The following is an 18,244-nucleotide window of genomic DNA, read 5'->3' on the forward strand; positions in this document are numbered from 1 at the left end:
AGCGGGGCTCATGTGGGGGAGTGCGGGACCGAAACGTAGGGGGTCCGCGGGTACCGCGGTGGGCGGGTCCCGGCCGGTTTCCCCTCGGCGGTCTGGGCCCGCCCGGACGGATGGCGACGCTGACGGAGGCCGGACGTGGGTACGGAACTGCACGCCGGGATCGACTTCGAGAAAGTGGTCGTCTCCCCGTACCCGCTGAGAATGCGCAGTGGGGTCGCCCGCCGTGAGCGGACCGGGACGCTTGTCGAGAGTGTCTGCCGGGCGCCCAGCGGGCGCAGCCGGGAGGAACGGGTGACCTTCACCGCCCGCCTCGCGTTGCCGCTGCTGTTCGTCTCGGCGGTGCTCGCCGCGTCGGGGTTCAGCTGGTGGCTGGCCGCCGCTGGGAGCGCCGTGCTCGTCGGGCTGGTCTGGCGGCGGCAGGTCCGGGCGGCGCAGGAGGCGGTGTTCGCGGTGCCGCGGGACGAGGAGTCGCGGGTGTTGTGGTCGGTGCCGGAGCGGGCCGCGTTCGCGGGGGCGCTGGATGCGTCGGGGCGGGTTCGGCGGACGTGGCCGGCGCTGGGCGACATGATCGACCCGATCCTTGCGGACCGGTCGCTGACCCGTGCGCTCGGGGAACTGGCCGAGGTGCTGGGGCGGCGGCAGGAGCTGCGCCGGGTGCGGGAGGAACTGGCGGGGGTACGCGACGCCGACATCCCGGGGGACAGTCCGGCCCGGATGGCCGCCGACCTGCAGCGGGAGCGTGCCGATGAGGTCTGGCGGGAGGCCGGTGCCGCCGCGAACCGGATCCTCGGTGGCATCGACGCCGCGGCGCGGGCCGGGGAGAGCTTCATCCGGGAGCGGCAGGTCGCGGCCACGGCCCGGCATGCCGAGCGGACGCTCGCCCGGGTGGCCGGCGTTCCGGCGGCCGTGGAGAGCGGGCCCGACCTGGCCGGCCGCACCGAGGCCGTGATCGAGGCCTACCGCGACCTGGCCCGCGAGTAACGGCGGCGGCGAGCCGCCGAAGATTCACTCATGCATTTCCCCCGCAGGGGTGATGTGATCGAGGGCGGCGGTACGGCAACCTTGTCGCATGACAGGTGTTCTGGCGTTCAGGCCGCCCGGCGGGAGAGCTGCCGGGGGACCAGGACCGGGCCGGCCGGGCGGCTCGATCCGAGGGCGGTGGCCAGGCGTTCCTGTACCTCGCCGGAGTCCGGGAGCCGCCACTGGACGCGGCCCGGCGAGACCTCCCAGCGGACCGGGCCCTCGGGCAACCGGGTCGGGGGCGCCGGGATCCACGAGCCGGCGCCGTGCCGGACCACGTCGAGGCGGTGTTCGAGTTCCGGGCGCAGCGGGCTGCCGGGGCGGACCAGGAACATCCAGCGGCCGTCGGCGGTCACCGCGACCGGGCCGGCGCCGGGGCCGCGCGCGCCGAGCGCCGCGGGCACCTCCAGCACGTCGAAGGCGTCTCCGGTGGTGAGCAGGACGGTGTACGGGCGCCGTCGCCACCATGCGGCGATGCGGGCCGGATCGTCGCCGGCGGTCGCGGCCCACGAGTCCAGGGCCGGGTGGCAGCCGGTGATGGCGCAGTCGGGCCGGCCGCAGTCGAAACGATCGCCGGTCAGGTACGCGCCGGGCGTCACGGCCCAGCCGTGCGCGGCATACCGCAGCGCGGCCCGGCGCAGGAGGGCTCTGTCGAGGATTGACGGTGGGACGAACGGCTGACGGCTGGTCCACTGCATAGCTCGATACCCCCGGATTCGAGTGGCGAGGCCGTATCCCGCGGCGACGGTCGTCGTTGGGTCCGGCAGATCCACCCTTTGCAACTTGCATGAAAAACTACGAGCATCGGTGAGCAGGCGATCACACACGCTGTGCGATCTGCGCGCACGTGAGCGGTCCACACTGCGAGTGAACACCGGATGGCTCACCGGCGGAGAGACCGTCGGTCGAGTGGGGGAGGCACCGTGGACGAGCTGCCGATCGGCCGCCGCGTCGCCTATTGGCGGGGCCGACGCAAGATGTCCCAGCAGGTGTTCGCGGACCGGCTGGGCAAATCGAAGAGCTGGGTCGACAAGGTGGAACGCGGGGTCCGCCGACTCGACAAATTCTCCGTTGTCTATGACATCGCCGACGTGCTCCAGGTCGACGTCCAGCTGTTGCTGGGCAAAGAGGTGGAGCGCAAGCCGGAGACGCAGAACTGCATCGACCAGGTGGAGGTCGAGGAGATTCGCGCGGCTCTGGAGCGGTATGACCAGATGAGCGCGTTCTTCCAGGCGGTGCCACATTCCCCACCGCTCACCGAGATGCGCAAGGCGGTCAGCCACGCCTGGCTGACCTACCAGCACGCCAAGTACGGGGCTCTGGCGCGCGCTCTGCCCAAGCTGCTCCGCGACGCCCAGGCGGCGGACAGCGCCCACGCCAACAGCGACGAGGCGCCCAACGCGGCGCACCTGCTCGGGCAGGTGTACCAGATCGCGTCGTCGGCACTGCGCAAGGTCGGCGAGCACGAGCTGTCCTGGCTCGCCGCGGACCGTTCGATCGCGGTCTCCCAGCGGGCCGGCGACCAGTTGCTGGCCGGGCTGGCCAGTTACCGGGTGGGCAGTGCGCTGCTCGCGCTGGGACGGGTCCGCCCGTCGCTGGAGGTCAACGTCAACATCGCCAACCGGCTGGCGCCCGGCCCGGACCGGCCACGGCCGGATCAGCTCTCGGTCTACGGGATGCTGTTGCTCAACGGGGCCATGGCGGCCGCCCGGATCGGCGACAGCGCGACCGTCCGGGATCTGCTGTGCGGCGCCGATCAGGCGTCGCTGGAGCTGGGCGGCGACTTCAACCACTACTGGACCAGCTTCGGGCCGACGAACGTGCAGCTGCACCGCTGCGCGACGGCGGTCGAACTCGGCGACGGGAAGCTGGCCGTGGAGACGCACGAGGGTATGGACAAGGCCGGATTCCAGGCCATGCTTCCGGAACGCCGTGCGCACCACTACCTCGACATCGCGCGTGGGTACACGCAGATCGGCGACGTCGAGAAGGCCGGCGAGATGCTGCTGGAGGGCGATCGTCTCGCTCCGTCCGAGATCCGGTGCCGGCCGCTCGCCCACGAGGTCCTTTCCGACGTGCTCCGGCGTACCCGGGGCACGCCGCCGGCTCCGATCGCGGAGCTGGCCGAACAGATGGGAGTCGGTGTATGAGGTGGGTCCGCGAGTGATGACGGGTAACCCCTCACCCGGTGTGCTGTACGTGCTGGTGTGCGGCTCACCGATGGCCCGGGACGTCGGGATCCTGGTCAGCCTCGCGCAGAGTGAAGGCTGGGACGTCTGTGTGGTCACCACCCCGGACGGCCGCAAGTTCGTCGACGTGGCGGCCCTGCAGGCACAGACCGGGCATCCGGTCCGTTCCGACTACAAGAGTCCCGGCGATCCGGACGTGCTGCCGGCGGCCGACGCGATGATCGTCGCGCCGGCCACCGTCAACACGGTCAACAAGTGGGCCGCCGGCATCACCGACACGCTGGTGCTCGGTCTCCTCGTCGAGGGGTACGGCTACGGCGTCCCCACCGCGGTGGTGCCCTACACCAACAAGATCATGGCCCTGCACCCGTCGCTGCACGAGAGTCTCGCGAAACTGCGAGACTGGGGCGTGCACGTGCTCTACGGCGAGGACGTGTGCCGTCTGGGCGGTCCGGGGCAGACCGATCGTTTCCGTGGCCAGTTCCCCTGGCGGCGGGCCCTGCAGGCGGTCAGCAACCCGATCGCCGCGGGCAGCCGAGTCGAGCCGGGGGCGCTTTCCTAGCGGTATAGGGTTGGCCCTCGTGACCGACTTGACCGACGTGACCGTCAGGGCCGTGGTGGATGCCCTCGACGCGCGTTTCCCGCGTTCCTGGGCGGAGTCGTGGGACCGGGTCGGACTGGTGCTCGGCGAGTTCGAGCACCCGGTCACCCGTGTCCTCTGCGTGGTCGACTGCGTGCCGGAGACCGTCGACGAGGCGATCGAGCGGGGCGCCGACCTGATCGTGGCGCACCACCCGCTGTTGCTGAAACCGGTGTCGTCGATCGCGCCGGACACGTTCAAGGGCGCCCTCGTGCACCGGCTGATCCGGTCCGGGGTGGCCCTCTACACCGCGCACACCAACGCCGATGTGGCCAACCCCGGTGTCTCCGACGCGCTCGCCGCCCGGCTCGGCCTGACCGGGCTGCGCCCGCTGGCGCCGGCTGAGGGTGCGGCCGCCGGTGAGGGCCGCGGCTTGGGCCGGATCGGGGAGCTGCCGGAGCCGCTGACGCTGGCCGCGCTGACCCGTCTCGCGGCGGAGCGCCTGCCGGTGACCGCGGCCGGGGTGCGTGCCGCCGGTGACCCCGATGCCCTGATCCGTACCGTCGCCGTCTGTGGTGGCGCCGGTGACTCGTTCCTGGCCGTCGCCGCCCGGTCGGGCGCGGACGCGTACCTGTGCGCGGACCTGCGGCACCACCCGGTGAGCGAGCATCTCGCCTCGGGCGGCCCGGCCCTGCTCGACGTCGCCCACTGGGCGAGTGAGCGCCCCTGGCTCGACGACGTGGCGGCCTGGCTGCGCGAGGTGTTCCCCGTCGAGGTCCTGGTGTCCGATCTGGACACCGACCCCTGGACCGTCCATGCGAATCGCGATGATTTGGAGATCCGCCCGTGAAGGCCGCCCCGGAAGCCCAGCGCCGTCTGCTCGACCTGCAGGCCGTCGACACCACCTTGGCGCAGCTCGCGCACCGGCGTAAGACGCTGCCCGAGCTGGCCGAGATCGACGCGGCCGCGCGGGAGATCTCCGCGCTCGAGGACGAGCGGGTCCGCGCCCAGGTGGTCGTCGACGACCTGGACCGGGACATCGCCCGGCTGGAGAAGGACATCGACCAGGTCCGGCAGCGTAAGGACAAGGACCAGAAGCGCCTGGACTCCGGTGGTTCGCTGCGCGAGGTCGAGGGCCTGCAGCACGAGCTGGCCACGCTCAACCGGCGGCAGTCCGAGCTGGAGGACGCGGAGCTGGCGCTGATGGAGCAGAACGAGACGGCGGCGGCGACGCTGGCCGAGGTGCAGAGCCGGCTCGCGGCCGCGGTCGGACGGCGTACCGACGCCGAGCGGCGCCGTGACGAGGCGCTCGGCGAGATCGGCAAGGAGCTGGAGTTCAAGACCCAGGCCCGGGGCCCGCTCGCCGCCGACCTGCCGGCCGACCTGGTCACGCTCTACGAGAAGATCCGCTCGGAGACCGGCATGGGCGCGGCGCTGTTCTACGCGGGCCGTTGCGGCGCCTGCCGGATCGAGCTGTACGGCGCCGACCTGAACCGGGTGAAGGCGGCCGCGAAGGACGACGTGGTCCGCTGTGAGGAGTGCCGCCGGATCATGGTCCGTACGTCGGAGTCGGGCCTGTGACCGGCCCACGTGTGGTCGTCGAGGCGGACGGCGGGTCGCGGGGCAATCCGGGCCCGGCCGGGTACGGCGCCGTGGTCCGGGACGCGGACTCCGGCGAGGTGCTGGCCGAGCGGTTCGCCTCGCTCGGGGTCGCCACCAACAACGTGGCGGAGTATTCGGGCCTGATCGCGGGCCTGCAGGCGGCGGCCGAGCTGAACGCCGAGCGGGTCGCCGTGAAGATGGACTCGAAGCTGGTCGTCGAGCAGATGTCCGGCCGCTGGCAGATCAAGAACGCGGGTCTGCGGCCGCTCGCCGCCGAGGCGGCCGCCCTGGTCGGCAAGTTCGCCGGGGTGACGTTCGAGTGGATCCCGCGGGAGCGCAACAAGGCCGCCGACGCGCTGGCGAACCGGGCGATGGACGAGGAGGCCGGCATCGCCCGCAAGGAGGAGCCGGCCCCGAAGTCGTGGGCGCCGCCCGCGTCCCTGGCCGAGGCCACCCGGATCATCCTGGTCCGGCACGGTGAGACCCCGCTGACCTCGCAGGGGCGTTACTCCGGGCGCGGCGACGTGCCGCTGACCGACGAGGGCGAGGCGCAGGCCATGGCCGCGGCGGGGCGGGTGGCCGGCATCTCCCGCGACATCGCGGCGGTCCTCTCCTCACCCCTTTCCCGGTGTACGAGGACCGCGCAGCTGATCGCCGATCAGGCGGGCGGGCTGCCGGTGACCATCATGGACGATCTGATCGAGTGTGACTTCGGCGCCTGGGAGGCCAAGACCTTCGCCGAGGTGCAGGAGCGGTGGCCGACGGAGATGTCGGCGTGGCTGGCGTCGACGAGTGTCGCCCCGCCCGGTGGGGAGTCGTTCCAGGCGGTGGCGAAACGGGTGCGGGCGGCTCTGGCGACCGTGCTCAGCGCGTACCCCGGCAAGGTCGTGGTCCTGGTCTCCCATGTGTCGCCGATCAAGTTGATCCTGCGGGACGCGCTGGCGGCCGGTGACGCCTTCCTGCACCGGTTGTTCCTGGACGCGGCGGGTGTGTCGACGATGGACGTCTGGCCGGACGGCAACATCGCGGTCCGGTCGGTGAACGAGACCGCGCATCTTCGGTAGCGGTGAATATTGACCCTCGCAGGGCGGACGTTTAGCTTCCTCGATTAGGAAACTTTCTTCAACGTTTCGCCCTGGAGGGCTCATGCGCGGTTTCACCCGCCGCCTCGTCGCCGCGGCGGCCGCCGCCACCTGCGTCGTGGCGGCCGCACCGGCTCCCGCACAGGCACACGGGAACGACAAATACACCAAGGTCGCCTACTTCACCCAGTGGGGCATCTACGGCCGCGACTTCCAGCTCGCCGACGTGCAGAACTCCGGTGCCGCGGCCCGACTGACCCACCTCAACTACGCCTTCGGTCCGGTGACCGCCGACGGTGTGTGCGCCTCCGCCGACCCCTGGGCCGACTGGCAGACGCCGTTCTCCGCCGAGAACAGTGTGGACGGTGTCGCCGACGTCGCCGGCCAGCCGATCTCCGGCAACCTGAACCAGATCGCCGAGCTGAAGGCGAAGAACCCCAAGCTCAAGGCACTGATCTCGCTCGGCGGCTGGAGCGGCTCGGCGTACTTCTCGGACGCCGTCCTCACCGAGGCGTCCCGGCGGAAGCTGGTCACCTCCTGCATCGACCTGTGGATCAAGGGCAACCTGACCGGCCTGCCCGAGGGCGTAGCGGCCGGCATCATCGACGGCATCGACCTCGACTGGGAGTGGCCGGCCTCGTCCGGCAACGACGGCAACATCATCCGGCCCGAGGACAAGCAGAACTTCACCCTGCTGCTCGCCGAGTTCCGCAGCCAGCTCGACCGGCTCGGCCGGCAGAACAGGAAGAAGTACCTGCTCACCGCGTTCCTCCCGGCCGCCCCCGCGAAGATCGACGTCGGGTTCGAGACGGACAAGATCTTCAAGTACCTGGACTTCGGCACGGTGCAGGGCTACGACTTCCACGGCACCTGGGAGCCGCGCGCCAACCAGCAGTCGGCTCTGCGGGTCCCGGCCGGGGCGCCCGACAACCCGGACTTCTCGGTGGAGAACACGGTCAACCACTGGATCGCCGGTGGGGCGCCGAAGCGGAAACTGGTCCTCGGCGTGCCCTACTACGGCCAGGGCTGGACCGGCGTCACCGGCGGCCGCCACGGCCTCTTCGGCCCGGCCACCGGCCCGGCACCCGGCGTCTTCGCCAACGGCACCGAGGACTTCAAGACCCTCAAGAAGCTGCCGGCCCAGGGCTTCCAGATCCACCGCGACCTGCGCAACGGTCACGCCTGGCTCTACGACGGCACGACCTTCTGGACGTACGACGACCCGGCCGTCCTGTTCCAAAAGTCGCTCTACATCCGGGCCAAGGGACTCGGCGGCGCGATGATGTGGTCGCTCGACGGTGACGACGAGACCGCGTCGCTCACCAAGGCCATCTCCGCGGGCCTGCGGTAATTATTCTCATCGATGCGGCGGTGCGCCCACTCGGCGCACCGCCGCACCCGTTCGGCGCACAGGGGATCGCCCGGTGATCCGATGTCTCGTTAGCGTGACGTGGAGCACACGCAATGTGGACGGAGGAGACTCATGGCTGAGCCCGAACGTCGGAGAACCGATAGAAGTCCCTGGAACTGGCTACTCCTGGTGCCGATCGTGGTGCCGCTGCTGACCTTCCTGTACAACCACGACGAGCCGCGGCTCGCCGGATTCCCGCTCTTCTACTGGCTGCAGTTCGCCTTCATCCTGCTCGGCGTCACCACCACCACCATCGTCTACCAGATGACGAAGAGGCGGAGCCGGCCATGAGCGATCACATCACTGAGATCGTCGTCTTCACCTTTCTGTTCCTGCTGGTCAGCGGCATGGGCTTCGTGGCGTCCCGGTGGCGGGCACCGAAGGACATGGCGCACCTCGACGAGTGGGGACTGGGCGGCCGCAGCTTCGGCGGATGGATCACCTGGTTCCTGGTCGGTGGTGACCTCTACACGGCGTACACCTTCGTCGCCGTGCCCGCCCTGATCTTCGGTGCCGGTGCCGCCGGATTCTTCGCGGTGCCCTACACCGTGATCATCTACCCGCTGTTCTTCCTGATCCTGATCCGGCTCTGGTCGGTGTCACACCGGCACGGCTTCGTCACCCCGGCCGACTTCGTACGCACCCGGTTCGACTCGCCGACCCTCGCGCTCGTCATCGCGATCACCGGGATCGTGGCGACCATGCCGTACATCGCCCTGCAGTTGATCGGCATCGAAGCCGTCCTCAAGACGATGGGTGTCACCGGCGAGAGCACGATCGCCCGGCACCTGCCGATCATCATCGCGTTCGCGATCCTGGCCGCCTACACCTACCAGTCCGGGCTGCGCGCACCCGCCCTGATCGCCTTCGTCAAGGACACGCTGATCTACATCGTGATCCTGGTGGCGATCATCTGGCTGCCCTACAAGCTCGGCGGCTGGAACGCCATCTTCGACGCCGCCGACGCGAAGTTCCAGGCGTCACCGGCACCCAACGACGGCATCACCCTCAACGCCAACAACCAGGTCCAGTACTTCACCCTGGCACTCGGTTCGGCGCTCGCCCTGTTCCTCTACCCGCACAGCATCACCGGTGTGCTGGCCAGTAAGAACCGGGACGTGATCAAGCGCAACATGTCGGCGCTTCCGGCGTACAGCCTGCTGCTCGGCCTCATCGCGCTGCTCGGCTACATGGCCATCGCCGCCGGGGTGAAACCGCTGCCCGGTGCGACCCCCGGCAGCGTCGACAGCAACACCGTGGTGCCGGTCCTCTTCGACCAGCAGTTCCCGGCCTGGTTCACCGGCATCGCCTTCGCCGCCATCGGCATCGGCGCCCTGGTCCCGGCCGCGATCATGTCGATCGCCGCGGCCAACCTGTTCACCCGCAACATCTACAAGGAATACCTGCGCAAGGACGCCACCCACGCGCAGGAGGCCAACGTCGCCAAGATCACGTCCCTGGTCGTGAAGATCGGCGCGGTCGCCTGCATCGTCTTCCTTGACCCCCAGTTCTCCATCGACCTCCAGCTCATCGGCGGCGTGATCATCCTCCAGACGGCTCCGGCCGTGGTGGTCGGCCTCTACACCCGATGGCTGCACCGCGGCGCGCTCGTCGCCGGGTGGGCGGCCGGCATGGCCGTCGGATTCTGGATGCTGTGGCAGATCCCCAACGCGGCCACCGGTCGTAAACACTTCGGTGGATCGGCGTTCCCGCTGTCCGAATTCGGTCTGGACAGCACGAAGACGATCTACGTGGGGTTCGTGGCGGTTCTCGTCAACGCCCTGGTCGCGGTGATCGTGACGCTGATCCTGCGGGCCGCCAAGACGCCGGAGGGCGTGGACGGCACCGAGGCCGACGACTACTTCGCCGACGAGGGTGACCCGCGGATCGAGAAGCAGCGCACCACCCCGGTCGACAACGTCTCCTCGACCTGACGCTTCTCGCGGCGGTCTTTTCAGGGGTGTCCCTTTTCGCTGCGGCGGGCTCAGGCCCGCCGCAGCGGGAGATACGGCACCGGCAGGTCTGAGCGATACGCGAGGTCGGCGGGGCTCGCGATCTTCTCGCGCAGGAGGACGACGAGGCGCCCGGCGATCTTCCTGTACGCCTCGCCGGCCGCCGGCCAGCAAATCGTCTCCGTCTCGTCGCCGGCGTGGACGGTCAGGCTGTCCTCGGTCTGGCTCAGCTCGACGAGCGTGCCCACGCCGTCCGTTCCCGCGTTCGTCTTCTCGTGGGGTTTCGGGTGCAGGTCCGTTTCCGGGTTCGTCTTCTCGTGGGGTTTCGGGTGCAGGTTCGCTTCCGCGTTCGTCTTCCCGTGGGGTTCCGGGCGTAGGTTCGCTCCCGGGTTCGTCTTCTCGTGGGGTTTCGGGTGCAGGTCCGTTTCCGGGTTCGTCCTCCCACGGGCTTCCAGGCGCACGACCGCTCCCGCAGGCAGGGACGCGATGGCGGCCGCGAGGCCCCTCTCCATGGCCGGCCAGTCCACGTCGCCGTCCACGGGTGGGACCCGCCGGTGCGGAACACGTCGCGGTGCGGGCCGTAGCCACAGGTCGAGTGCTTCCGGCCGGTCGACGATCTCCAGCACGCCGGCGGCGACCCGCCAGCCGGCGCTCGGATCCGGGCCCGGACATCGCACCCGCGGGGGTCCCAGTTGTAGGGCGACCTGGGCGATCGCGGCCACGAACCGGTCTCGCCGCGCGGGCACGCCCGCGTCCTCCCCTTCTCGCCGACTCAGGTCTCCCTCTGCGTGCTGGTTCAGGTCTCCCTTGTCGCGCCGGCCCAGGTTTTCCTTGTCGTGCAGGCTCAGGTAGACGGCGGTCACCTCGGCGCCGAACAGGAACGCCCCCGCCCGGCCCGGAGCGGCGTCGAACGTGCAGCTCACCGTTCCTTCGGAGGGCGCCCGATAGATCCAGCCCGCGGCGGACACAAGCCCTTCGAGCTGATCGGCCGTCCACGCCCATTCCATCCCGGCGACCGCAGCGACGGTACGAGCCAGCGCGTTCACCGAGACCCCCGTTCACCCGTCCGGCGGTCATTCTTGCTCACCGACGTCACATCGCTGGAAACCGTGAGGGTTACGGCATACGCGAGGCGAATTTAGGTATTAGTCCGACTCGCCACAGATGGGGCTGATGCTCCGGTAGCGTCTGGTCTGGCGCCGCCCGATCGTGACCCGCGGAGGAGCTCAGCGTTGGCCACCCAGACGACCCTGACGCAGCAGTTCGCCACCGAGTACGCCAAGGGCGCGGTGCCCGGCATGCTCCGGACCATCAGAACCATCAAACGCGCCAACAACCTGATCCTCGTCGGCGCGCTCGCTGCCAGTTACCTGCACCAGGCGCACTACCTGGCCACCCTCGGCGCCGGCATGTTCGCCTGGATCGTCCCCGCCGTCTTCGACCTGGCCATGCTCTCCATGCTGACCATCGCCCACACCGCGGGCATGGCCGCCGACGCCCGGCGCGCCGCCATGAAGATCCTCGCCATCGTGGTGGTCATCTCCGCCGCGGTGAACTTCGCCGCCCCCGGCCCACTAGGCCTCCGCATCATCTTCGCCCTGGTGGTAGGCCTGGTAGCCGGCGTCGAATGGGTAGCCGCCAAGATCCGTCCCGACTTCGCCGCCATCGAGGCCCGCGAGGTAGCCGTGATCACCGAGGTCCACTCGAACCGCAAACTCGACCCCGAGGTCGCCAAGGCCCGCGCCGCGAAGGCCGCCGCCACCCGCCGCGCCAAACAGGAGGCCGCCACAGCCGCGGCCAGGTCAGCCGAGGAGGCCGCCCGCGCCCGCGCCGCCCGAGCCGCCGAACGAGCCAAGGCCCGAGCCGACAAGGAAGCCCTGGACCAGGCCGAACTGGACCGCTTCCTCCGCGAGGGCCGCGTCGGCCTCGACGAGCCGGTCGGCGCCCACCGAGCCTCCTGACCGAGCCTCCTGACCTGAAGCCAACACCCCACCCGAACCGCTCCCGGCCCACCGGAACCGTTCCCCGCCCACCCGAACCGCTCCCGGCTCATGAGTCGCGGGGTCGACGGCGTGGGGGTCGACATCCCGGCCCAGGACGACCAGCGCACACGATCCGCGATCGTGGTCGCTGGTCGTCGTCATCACGGTGACGAGATCCCACGTTCCCACTTATGTGAGCGCTGGCCATCGCGATCACGGTGACCAGCGACCACGATCGCGCTGTGTGTGCTCGCGTCCTCGTTCGCAACAGCACAACCCGTGAAGAACGGGACAGGTCCGCCGGCCGGTTCGTTCCGGTGCCGAGCGGTGGGCGGCAACGATTTGACGTGTGACTTGCCAGTTGTGGGCAGGCGGTTCGGCGCGCGAGATCCCAGTTGTGGACAGGCGGTTCGACCGCTTTTTCTCAGTGCGGACAAACGGTTCCGCGCGTGATGTCACAGCTGCTGGCGACCAGAGCAGTCGCAGATCATCGGGTTGCCCGTCGTGTAGGTCGAATCGAGTGACCGCAAACGGGAACCGGCGCGTTGTGGACGGCATCGGGCGAGCATGCCGACGGCAGCCCATCGGCTGAGGGCGGCGGACGAGCCGGCCTGTACGCCGGATTCTGTAGCCGGCGACCGTGGTCGCCGGTGGCGGCCATCCATCTAGGCCTGCCGTTGCCGGCAGGCTCGAGCAGCCTACCCGCAGGCTCGGGCGAGCAGCCCTCGAACGCCTGCGCCGGCCCTCGCCTTGCGGTGAGGGCCTTGCTTGGCCTTGCTCCGGGTGGGGTTTACCGAGCCACCCCGGTCACCCGGGGTGCTGGTGAGCTCTTACCTCACCGTTTCACCCTTACCGACACCGTACGTGGTACGCCGTCGGCGGTCTGTTTTCTGTGGCACTTTCCCGCGGGTCGCCCCGGGTTGCCGTTAACAACCACCCTGCTCTGCGGAGTCCGGACGTTCCTCGGCGGCATCCGTGAGGATGCCGACGCGGCCGCCCAGCCGACTCGTCCGTCGCGCCGCAATCCTACGTGCCGGCCTCCGGGCCGCCGCACGCCGGCCAAGATCGACGGCGCCGAGCCGGTTGGAATCCAGGGCGTAGAGCCGGTTGGGGGCCGAGGGCGTAGAGCTGGTTGGATCGGGGGCGTCGAGCCGGTTGGAATCCAGGGCGTAGAGCCGGTTGGATCGGGGGCGTCGAGCCGGTTGGGGGCCGAGGGCGTAGAGCCGGTTGGATCGGGGCGTCGAGCCGGCTGGGATCGAGGGCGTAGAGCCGGTTGGATCGAGGGCGTCGAGCCGGTTGGGGTCGAGGGCGTCGAGCTGGCCAAGATCGACCGCGCCGAGTCTGCTGCGATCGACCGCGTCGAGCAGGCCAAGATCGCCGGCGGCGGTCAGGACGAGTTCGAGGGGGGCGAGCGGTCCGGATTCGAGGGTGACGAGACGGCTGGCTTCGAGACGGTTCGCCGGTGCTCGGCGGGGATCATGCCGGCCGGGCCGGGGGTTGGTCGTAGGGTCAGCAGCACCATGGATGTCACGGAGATTCTGTTGCTGGTGGTGGCCGGGATCGCGGCCGGGGCGGTCAACGCGATCGCCGGAGGCGGGTCGCTGATCACGTTTCCGAGCCTGATCGCTATCGGTCTGCCGTCGGTGGATGCGAATGTCACCAATTCGGTCTCGGTGTTCCCGGGGTATGTGTCGAGCGTCGCCGGAAGCCGGGCCGATCTCGCCGGGCAGGGACGGCGGGTGCAGGCGACGGTCCCGGCCGCGGCGGTGGGTACGGCGGCGGGGTGTGCGCTGCTGCAGCTCACGCCGGCCCGGGCCTTCGAGGTGATCGTGCCGTTCCTGGTGCTGGCGGCGGCGGGCACGCTGGCGTTCCAGGAGCGACTGCGGGCGCTGGTCGGGCATCCGCGGAGTCTGTCGCCGCGGCGTGCTTCGGTGACGTTGCAGTGTGTGGTGTTCGTCGGGGCGATCTACGGCGGCTATTTCGGGGCCGCGCTCGGCGTCATGTACGTCGCCGCTCTCGCACTGATCCTCGACGAGCCGCTGAAGCGGATCAACGCGCTGAAGAACGTCCTGTCGGCCGCGGTCGGCGTGGTCACGCTACTGATCTTCGCGGTGTTCGCGCGGGTCGACTGGGCTGCGGTGGTCACCCTGGCGCCGGCCACGATCATCGGGGGGTACGCCGGAGCGCGTCTCGCCCAGCGCCTGTCCCAGCGGGTCCTGAGGTCCGTCATCGTGACGTTCGGTACCGCGATCGGCCTGCTCCTCTTCTACCGGGCGTTCCTCAGCTGATCTCGCCACGAGCCACCGCGAGCCACCACGAGACATGGGGGCAGCGCGAGCCGCGATGAAAAATCGGGGGCAGCGCGAGCCACCACGACAAACCGGGGGGCAGCGCGAGCCACCACGACAAACCGGGGGGCAGCGCGAGCCACGACGAGAAATCGGAGGGCGGCGAGAGGCAGCGAGACACCGGGCAGCGAGAGGCAGCGAGACACCGGGGGCGGGGACACCGCCAGGCACCGCGGTCCGGGTGATGCCGCCAGGTCCGGGGAGTGGAGCCCCGCGGCGGGGCGATGTCCGGTTCGTGGGGGCGATGCTCAGGGCGTACCGATGCGGCATGGCGGCCGTCGCTCACCAGCCGGAAGTGGTGGGCAGACCTCTGGTGCGGAGTTTTTCGCGGCGGATGCCGCCGGCGACGGTCAGGACGAGTTCGAGCGCGTCCTCCTCGTCGAGTCCGTGGAGGCTGCGGCAGGGGATGGCGCGGAGGGCGCGCGGCGCCTCGCAGATGTCGAGGCGCAGGGCGACGAGGCGGCCGACGAGTGTGGACGCTCCGGCCAGGAGCGCCCAGTCGGCGGGGGTGCCGCGGTGCTCGGCGGAGAGCAGTACCAGAACCGGGCCGGTGCTGCTGAAACGGCCCTCGGTGAGCCGGTCGGCGAAGGCCGCGTCGACGGGGTCGAGGCGTACCTCGTGGCCGGCGGCGCGCAGGGAGGTGGCGATCCATTGTGCCCATGGTTCGTCGGCGGGTGAGTGGGAGACGAGCACGGGCACGTTCCCAGCATGCCGGAGAGTTCTCCACAGTGCTCGATGGGGTTTGCGTAGTCCGCCGATGGCGGGGTGTGAGAATGTCGTCCGTTGACGTGCAACTTGCACAACTCATAGTGTCGGTGTCGTGACTGCGGGTGGACCCTTGTGAGAACAGGGGAGGCCAAGTCACGGGGGAATGCTGGCAAAGCATCACAAATCGAGGAGCGCTCGATGACTGTCACGATCGGGATCAATGGACTCGGGCGGATCGGCCGAAGTTTGACCCGGATCGTGGCCTCCGTGCCGAATCCGGGTGTGGAGATCGCCGCGGTCAACGACATCGCGTCCACGGAGAAGCTCGCCTACGGTCTCCGGCGCGACAGCATCCGGGGCTCGTTCCCCGGCACGGTCACCGCCCGGGGGGAGTACCTGGTGGTGAACGACCACGCCATCCGGACGTTCCACCATGAGCGGCCCGAACGGATCCCGTGGGCGGACCACGGGGTGGACGTGGTGATCGAGGCCACCGGCCGGTTCCGCGCCGGGACCACGGCCCGCCACCACATCACCCACGGCGGTGCCCGCAAGGTGGTGATCAGCGCCTCCGCCGACGACCCGGACGCCTTCCTGGTCTTCGGGGCCAACCACCAGAGTTACGACCCGGTGGGGCACGACGTCGTCTCGCCGGCCTCGTGCGGGGTGAACGCGCTGACCGTGATGGCGAAGGTGCTGCTCGACCGGTTCGGGCTGGGTTCGGTGAACACCTCGGTCATCCTGGCCAGCCAGGGTTGGCAGCGGGTCCAGGACTCGGCCGCCGGCAACTCCCGGGACGACCCGCGCCTGGGCCGGGCCGGCGGGGACAGCATCATCCCGCACAACTACGTGGTCGGTGATCTGGTACGCGTGGCGCTGCCCGAGATCGGCGAGATGCGCTACAGCTACTACTGCGTGCCCACCCCGATCGGCTCGCTGGCCGAACTCTCCGGACAGACCGGCCGCCCGGTGACCGCCGAGGAGGTGAACCGGGCGATGGCCGAGGCCGCCGCCGGCCCGCTGCGCGGCATCCTGGCCTACGACCCGGACCCGACGGTCTCCATCGACGTGAAGAACAACTCCGCGTCCTGCCTGTTCGACCCCTCCGGCACGCAGACCACCGCGGACGGCGGGGTGAAGGTGCGCGGCTGGTTCGACAACGAGTGGGGCTTCTCCAACCGATTACTCGACCTGGCGCGCCTGGTGGGCGAGCGTTTACCGGTCGGCTCCAGCCGGGTCTCGTGGAGCGTCGCCTAGGCTGGCGACGTGGTGGACCTGGCAGACGTACGGGCGGCGGCGAAACGTATCGACGGGCGGATCCGGCGGACCCCGGTGCTCGCCGCCGGGCCGGACCTGTGGTTCAAACTCGAGTTCACGCAGTACGCGGGCTCGTTCAAGACCCGCGGCATGATGAACCGGATCCTCGCCGGGCCGGTGTCCGCGGCCGGGCTGGTCGCCGCCTCCGGTGGCAACGCCGGGCTGGCCGCCGCGTATGCGGCCCGTGAGCTGGGCCACCGGGCCGAGGTGTTCGTGCCGGTCACGGCGCCGGCGGTCAAGGTGGCGAAACTCGGCAAGCTGGGCGCCCGGGTGGTTCAGGAGGGCCGGGAGTACGCGGAGGCGTACGCGGCCGCCGTGGTCCGTGCGGCGGAGACCGGGGCGCTGTTCTGCCACGCCTACGACGACCCGGAGATGGTCGCGGGCAACGGGACGCTCGGCCTCGAGCTGCTCTCCCAGCTGCCGGACGGGTTCGACACGGTCCTGGTGGCGGTCGGCGGGGGTGGCCTGATCGGTGGGGTCGTCGCATCGCTGCCGCGCAGTGTCCGCATCGTCGCGGCCGAGCCGGCCGGCGCCCGTGCCCTGCATGCCGCCCTCGCCGCCGGTGAACCGGTGGACGTCCCGGTCTCCGGTGTCGCCGCCGACTCGTTGGGCGCCCGGCGGATCGGGGAGATCGGATTCGCGCTGGCACGGGCGGCCGAGATCGACTCGGTTCTCGTCGAGGACGGTGCCATCGTCGAGGCCCGCCGCAGACTGTGGGACGAGCACCGGCTCGTGGTCGAGCACGGTACCGCCGCCGCCCACGCCGCCCTGCTGTCCGGCGCCTACCGCCCCGAGCCCGGCGAACGTGTGGTCGTGCTGCTCTGCGGCGCCAACACCGATCCGGCGGATCTGGCCACCTAGACCCGCCGATTCGGCGAGGCTCGGTTGGTGAAGGACGACGAGCCCACGGCGGACAGTGCGCCCACGGCGGACGAGAAGTCCGAGGCGGGCGCGACCTCGGTTCAGCAGTTCCGGCGGTTCGCGACGGCGGTCTGCGTCGTCGGCATGCTGGTGCAGCTGCTGCTCACCGCCTACTACCTGGGCATGGGGCACCGGGCCGCACCGCACGACCTGCCGGTCGGCCTGGTCGCCGGTCCCGATCAGCGCGAGTCGATCACCACGATGCTGGAGGAGGGCGGCGCGTTCGAGGTCGGCGACTACGCCTCGGCCGACGTGCTGACCACCGCGATCAAACGACGTGAGGTCTACGGCGGGGTGGACGTGACCGGGGACGAGCCGGTCCTCTACGTGGCCGGAGCCGCCGGGACCTCGGCGGCGTCGCTGCTGCGTACCACCTACGACAACGTGATGCGGCAGCAGAAGGCGGAGCAGGTGGAGGCGATGGCCCGGGCCGGTGACCCGGTCGGGGTCACGGTGGCCCAGTCCCTGATCGCGACCCCGAAGGCCGTCGACGTGGTGCCACTGCCCGCGGACGACGTGAACGGGGTGTCGCTGGGTTTCCTCACCCAGGCGCTGTCGCTGGGCGGGACGATCGCCTCGATGGGGCTGGGGCGCCTGATTCCGCGTACCCGCAGATCCTGGCGCCGTGGCGTCGCGCATCTCGCGACGCTGGTCCTCTATGCGGTCGGTTCGGCCGGGGTGGTCCTCTGGTCGATGAGCTGGTTCGGTGTCGGTGCGGGGGCCGACCACCTGGAGATGCTCTGCATCTTCTCGCTGATCTCGCTGGCGGTGACCGGGTCGACGGCCGGGGCGGTGGCGCTGGTCGGCGCGGCCGGAGCGCTGGTCGGCGCGTTCTACTTCACGATCGGGACGGTGATCTCGGGGGCGAGCATCCTCCCGGAGTTCCTGCCGGCGTTCGGGCGGGAGCTGGGGGAGCACCTGCCGACCGGTGCGGGCGTGCAGGCGGTTCGTGACAATCTCTACTTTCCGGACGCCCCGATCGGCGGGCATCTGACCGTGCTGGTGCTCTACGCGGCGATCGGCTGCCTGATCGTGCTCATCACCAACATTCTTCCCAACCGGACCGACCGGACATCCGAGGTCGATCTGGGCCTGTGATCGGCGACCCACCGGCAACCATGGCCACCTCATG

The 18,244-nt window shown here is 70.3% G+C and carries 17 protein-coding genes and 1 other RNA gene; 14 read left to right on the plus strand and 4 right to left on the minus strand.

Annotated features, from left to right (window positions below; all coding sequences use genetic code 11):
* Positions 1-135: 135 nt before the first annotated feature.
* Positions 136-981, plus strand: coding sequence for a hypothetical protein (locus BC793_RS10955; RefSeq protein WP_109591908.1), 846 nt, complete (start codon positions 136-138; stop codon positions 979-981).
* A gap of 107 nt (positions 982-1,088) precedes the next feature.
* On the opposite strand, the gene BC793_RS10960 is transcribed toward BC793_RS10955, so the two are convergent.
* The gene (locus BC793_RS10960; RefSeq protein ID WP_109591910.1) at positions 1,089-1,718 is read right to left on the minus strand and encodes a bifunctional DNA primase/polymerase; all 630 of its coding nucleotides are present in this window, start codon (positions 1,716-1,718) and stop codon (positions 1,089-1,091) included.
* Positions 1,719-1,943: 225 nt separating this feature from the next.
* On the opposite strand from BC793_RS10960, the gene BC793_RS10965 reads away from it, so the two are divergent.
* The 8 genes from BC793_RS10965 (at position 1,944) to mctP (ending at position 9,818) form a co-directional block, all read left to right on the plus strand.
* Complete coding sequence (locus tag BC793_RS10965; RefSeq protein WP_109591912.1) at positions 1,944-3,170, plus strand: helix-turn-helix domain-containing protein; 1,227 nt, start codon at positions 1,944-1,946, stop codon at positions 3,168-3,170.
* A gap of 16 nt (positions 3,171-3,186) precedes the next feature.
* Positions 3,187-3,771 carry a flavoprotein gene (locus BC793_RS10970; protein ID WP_109591914.1) on the plus strand — a complete coding sequence of 195 codons (585 nt, stop codon included), beginning with the start codon at positions 3,187-3,189 and terminating at the stop codon, positions 3,769-3,771.
* 19 nt (positions 3,772-3,790) lie between these two features.
* Entirely contained in the window at positions 3,791-4,639 is an 849-nt protein-coding gene (locus BC793_RS10975; protein ID WP_239169861.1) for a Nif3-like dinuclear metal center hexameric protein, read from the plus strand.
* Positions 4,636-5,370 (plus strand): zinc ribbon domain-containing protein, encoded by a 735-nt coding sequence (locus BC793_RS10980; protein ID WP_109591915.1) that lies wholly within the window; start codon positions 4,636-4,638, stop codon positions 5,368-5,370. Before BC793_RS10975 ends, BC793_RS10980 begins: the two co-directional genes overlap by 4 nt.
* On the plus strand, positions 5,367-6,455 hold the full coding sequence (locus BC793_RS10985) for a bifunctional RNase H/acid phosphatase (RefSeq protein WP_239169862.1): 1,089 nt from the start codon (positions 5,367-5,369) through the stop codon (positions 6,453-6,455). The genes BC793_RS10980 and BC793_RS10985 overlap by 4 nt, the downstream gene beginning before the upstream one ends.
* Positions 6,456-6,537: 82 nt before the next feature.
* Positions 6,538-7,824 carry a glycoside hydrolase family 18 protein gene (locus BC793_RS10990; RefSeq protein ID WP_109591917.1) on the plus strand — a complete coding sequence of 429 codons (1,287 nt, stop codon included), beginning with the start codon at positions 6,538-6,540 and terminating at the stop codon, positions 7,822-7,824.
* A 132-nt stretch (positions 7,825-7,956) separates the two neighbouring features.
* Positions 7,957-8,175 carry a DUF3311 domain-containing protein gene (locus BC793_RS10995; RefSeq protein WP_109591919.1) on the plus strand — a complete coding sequence of 73 codons (219 nt, stop codon included), beginning with the start codon at positions 7,957-7,959 and terminating at the stop codon, positions 8,173-8,175.
* Positions 8,172-9,818, plus strand: a complete 1,647-nt coding sequence (gene mctP / locus BC793_RS11000) for a monocarboxylate uptake permease MctP (RefSeq protein WP_109591921.1) — start codon at positions 8,172-8,174, stop codon at positions 9,816-9,818. Before BC793_RS10995 ends, mctP begins: the two co-directional genes overlap by 4 nt.
* Positions 9,819-9,868: 50 nt before the next feature.
* On the opposite strand, the gene BC793_RS11005 is transcribed toward mctP, so the two are convergent.
* Complete coding sequence (locus BC793_RS11005) at positions 9,869-10,882, minus strand: DUF6301 family protein (RefSeq protein ID WP_146246231.1); 1,014 nt, start codon at positions 10,880-10,882, stop codon at positions 9,869-9,871.
* A 186-nt stretch (positions 10,883-11,068) separates the two neighbouring features.
* Between BC793_RS11005 and BC793_RS11010 the strand changes: the two genes are divergently transcribed.
* The gene (locus tag BC793_RS11010; RefSeq protein ID WP_239169863.1) at positions 11,069-11,797 is read left to right on the plus strand and encodes a DUF2637 domain-containing protein; all 729 of its coding nucleotides are present in this window, start codon (positions 11,069-11,071) and stop codon (positions 11,795-11,797) included.
* Positions 11,798-12,416: 619 nt separating this feature from the next.
* Here the strand turns inward: BC793_RS11010 and rnpB are convergent.
* Positions 12,417-12,827: RNase P RNA component class A (gene rnpB / locus BC793_RS11015), an RNA gene on the minus strand.
* Between the two features lie 511 nt (positions 12,828-13,338).
* Here rnpB and BC793_RS11020 point away from each other — a divergent pair.
* Positions 13,339-14,106: a sulfite exporter TauE/SafE family protein gene (locus BC793_RS11020; RefSeq protein WP_109592438.1), complete on the plus strand. Its 768-nt coding sequence runs from the start codon at positions 13,339-13,341 to the stop codon at positions 14,104-14,106.
* 342 nt (positions 14,107-14,448) lie between these two features.
* Here the strand turns inward: BC793_RS11020 and BC793_RS11025 are convergent, their stop codons facing one another.
* Positions 14,449-14,865, minus strand: coding sequence for a toll/interleukin-1 receptor domain-containing protein (locus BC793_RS11025; protein ID WP_158319226.1), 417 nt, complete (start codon positions 14,863-14,865; stop codon positions 14,449-14,451).
* Positions 14,866-15,072: 207 nt separating this feature from the next.
* Between BC793_RS11025 and BC793_RS11030 the strand changes: the two genes are divergently transcribed.
* From BC793_RS11030 to BC793_RS11040, 3 genes are read left to right on the plus strand one after another with little or no spacing between them, the layout of a single operon-like run.
* Entirely contained in the window at positions 15,073-16,131 is a 1,059-nt protein-coding gene (locus BC793_RS11030) for a type I glyceraldehyde-3-phosphate dehydrogenase (protein WP_109591927.1), read from the plus strand.
* 9 nt (positions 16,132-16,140) lie between these two features.
* Complete coding sequence (locus tag BC793_RS11035) at positions 16,141-17,052, plus strand: serine/threonine dehydratase (RefSeq protein ID WP_109591929.1); 912 nt, start codon at positions 16,141-16,143, stop codon at positions 17,050-17,052.
* A gap of 27 nt (positions 17,053-17,079) precedes the next feature.
* A complete protein-coding gene (locus BC793_RS11040) occupies positions 17,080-18,210 on the plus strand; it encodes an ABC transporter permease (protein ID WP_239169864.1) in 1,131 nt (376 codons plus the stop codon).
* Positions 18,211-18,244 lie beyond the last annotated feature (34 nt).

Source organism: Actinoplanes xinjiangensis (genome assembly GCF_003148685.1).
GTDB lineage: Bacteria > Actinomycetota > Actinomycetes > Mycobacteriales > Micromonosporaceae > Actinoplanes > Actinoplanes xinjiangensis.

Bases quoted from the DNA above. Each gene is read 5' to 3' on its own strand.
- BC793_RS10960 (WP_109591910.1), bottom strand. From the start codon at position 1,718: ATGCAGTGGACCAGCCGTCAGCCGTTCGTCCCACCGTCAATCCTCGAC.
- BC793_RS10970 (WP_109591914.1), top strand. From the start codon at position 3,187: ATGACGGGTAACCCCTCACCCGGTGTGCTGTACGTGCTGGTGTGCGGC.
- mctP (WP_109591921.1), top strand. From the start codon at position 8,172: ATGAGCGATCACATCACTGAGATCGTCGTCTTCACCTTTCTGTTCCTG.
- BC793_RS10995 (WP_109591919.1), top strand. From the start codon at position 7,957: ATGGCTGAGCCCGAACGTCGGAGAACCGATAGAAGTCCCTGGAACTGG.
- BC793_RS11020 (WP_109592438.1), top strand. From the start codon at position 13,339: ATGGATGTCACGGAGATTCTGTTGCTGGTGGTGGCCGGGATCGCGGCC.
- BC793_RS11030 (WP_109591927.1), top strand. From the start codon at position 15,073: ATGACTGTCACGATCGGGATCAATGGACTCGGGCGGATCGGCCGAAGT.
- BC793_RS10990 (WP_109591917.1), top strand. From the start codon at position 6,538: ATGCGCGGTTTCACCCGCCGCCTCGTCGCCGCGGCGGCCGCCGCCACC.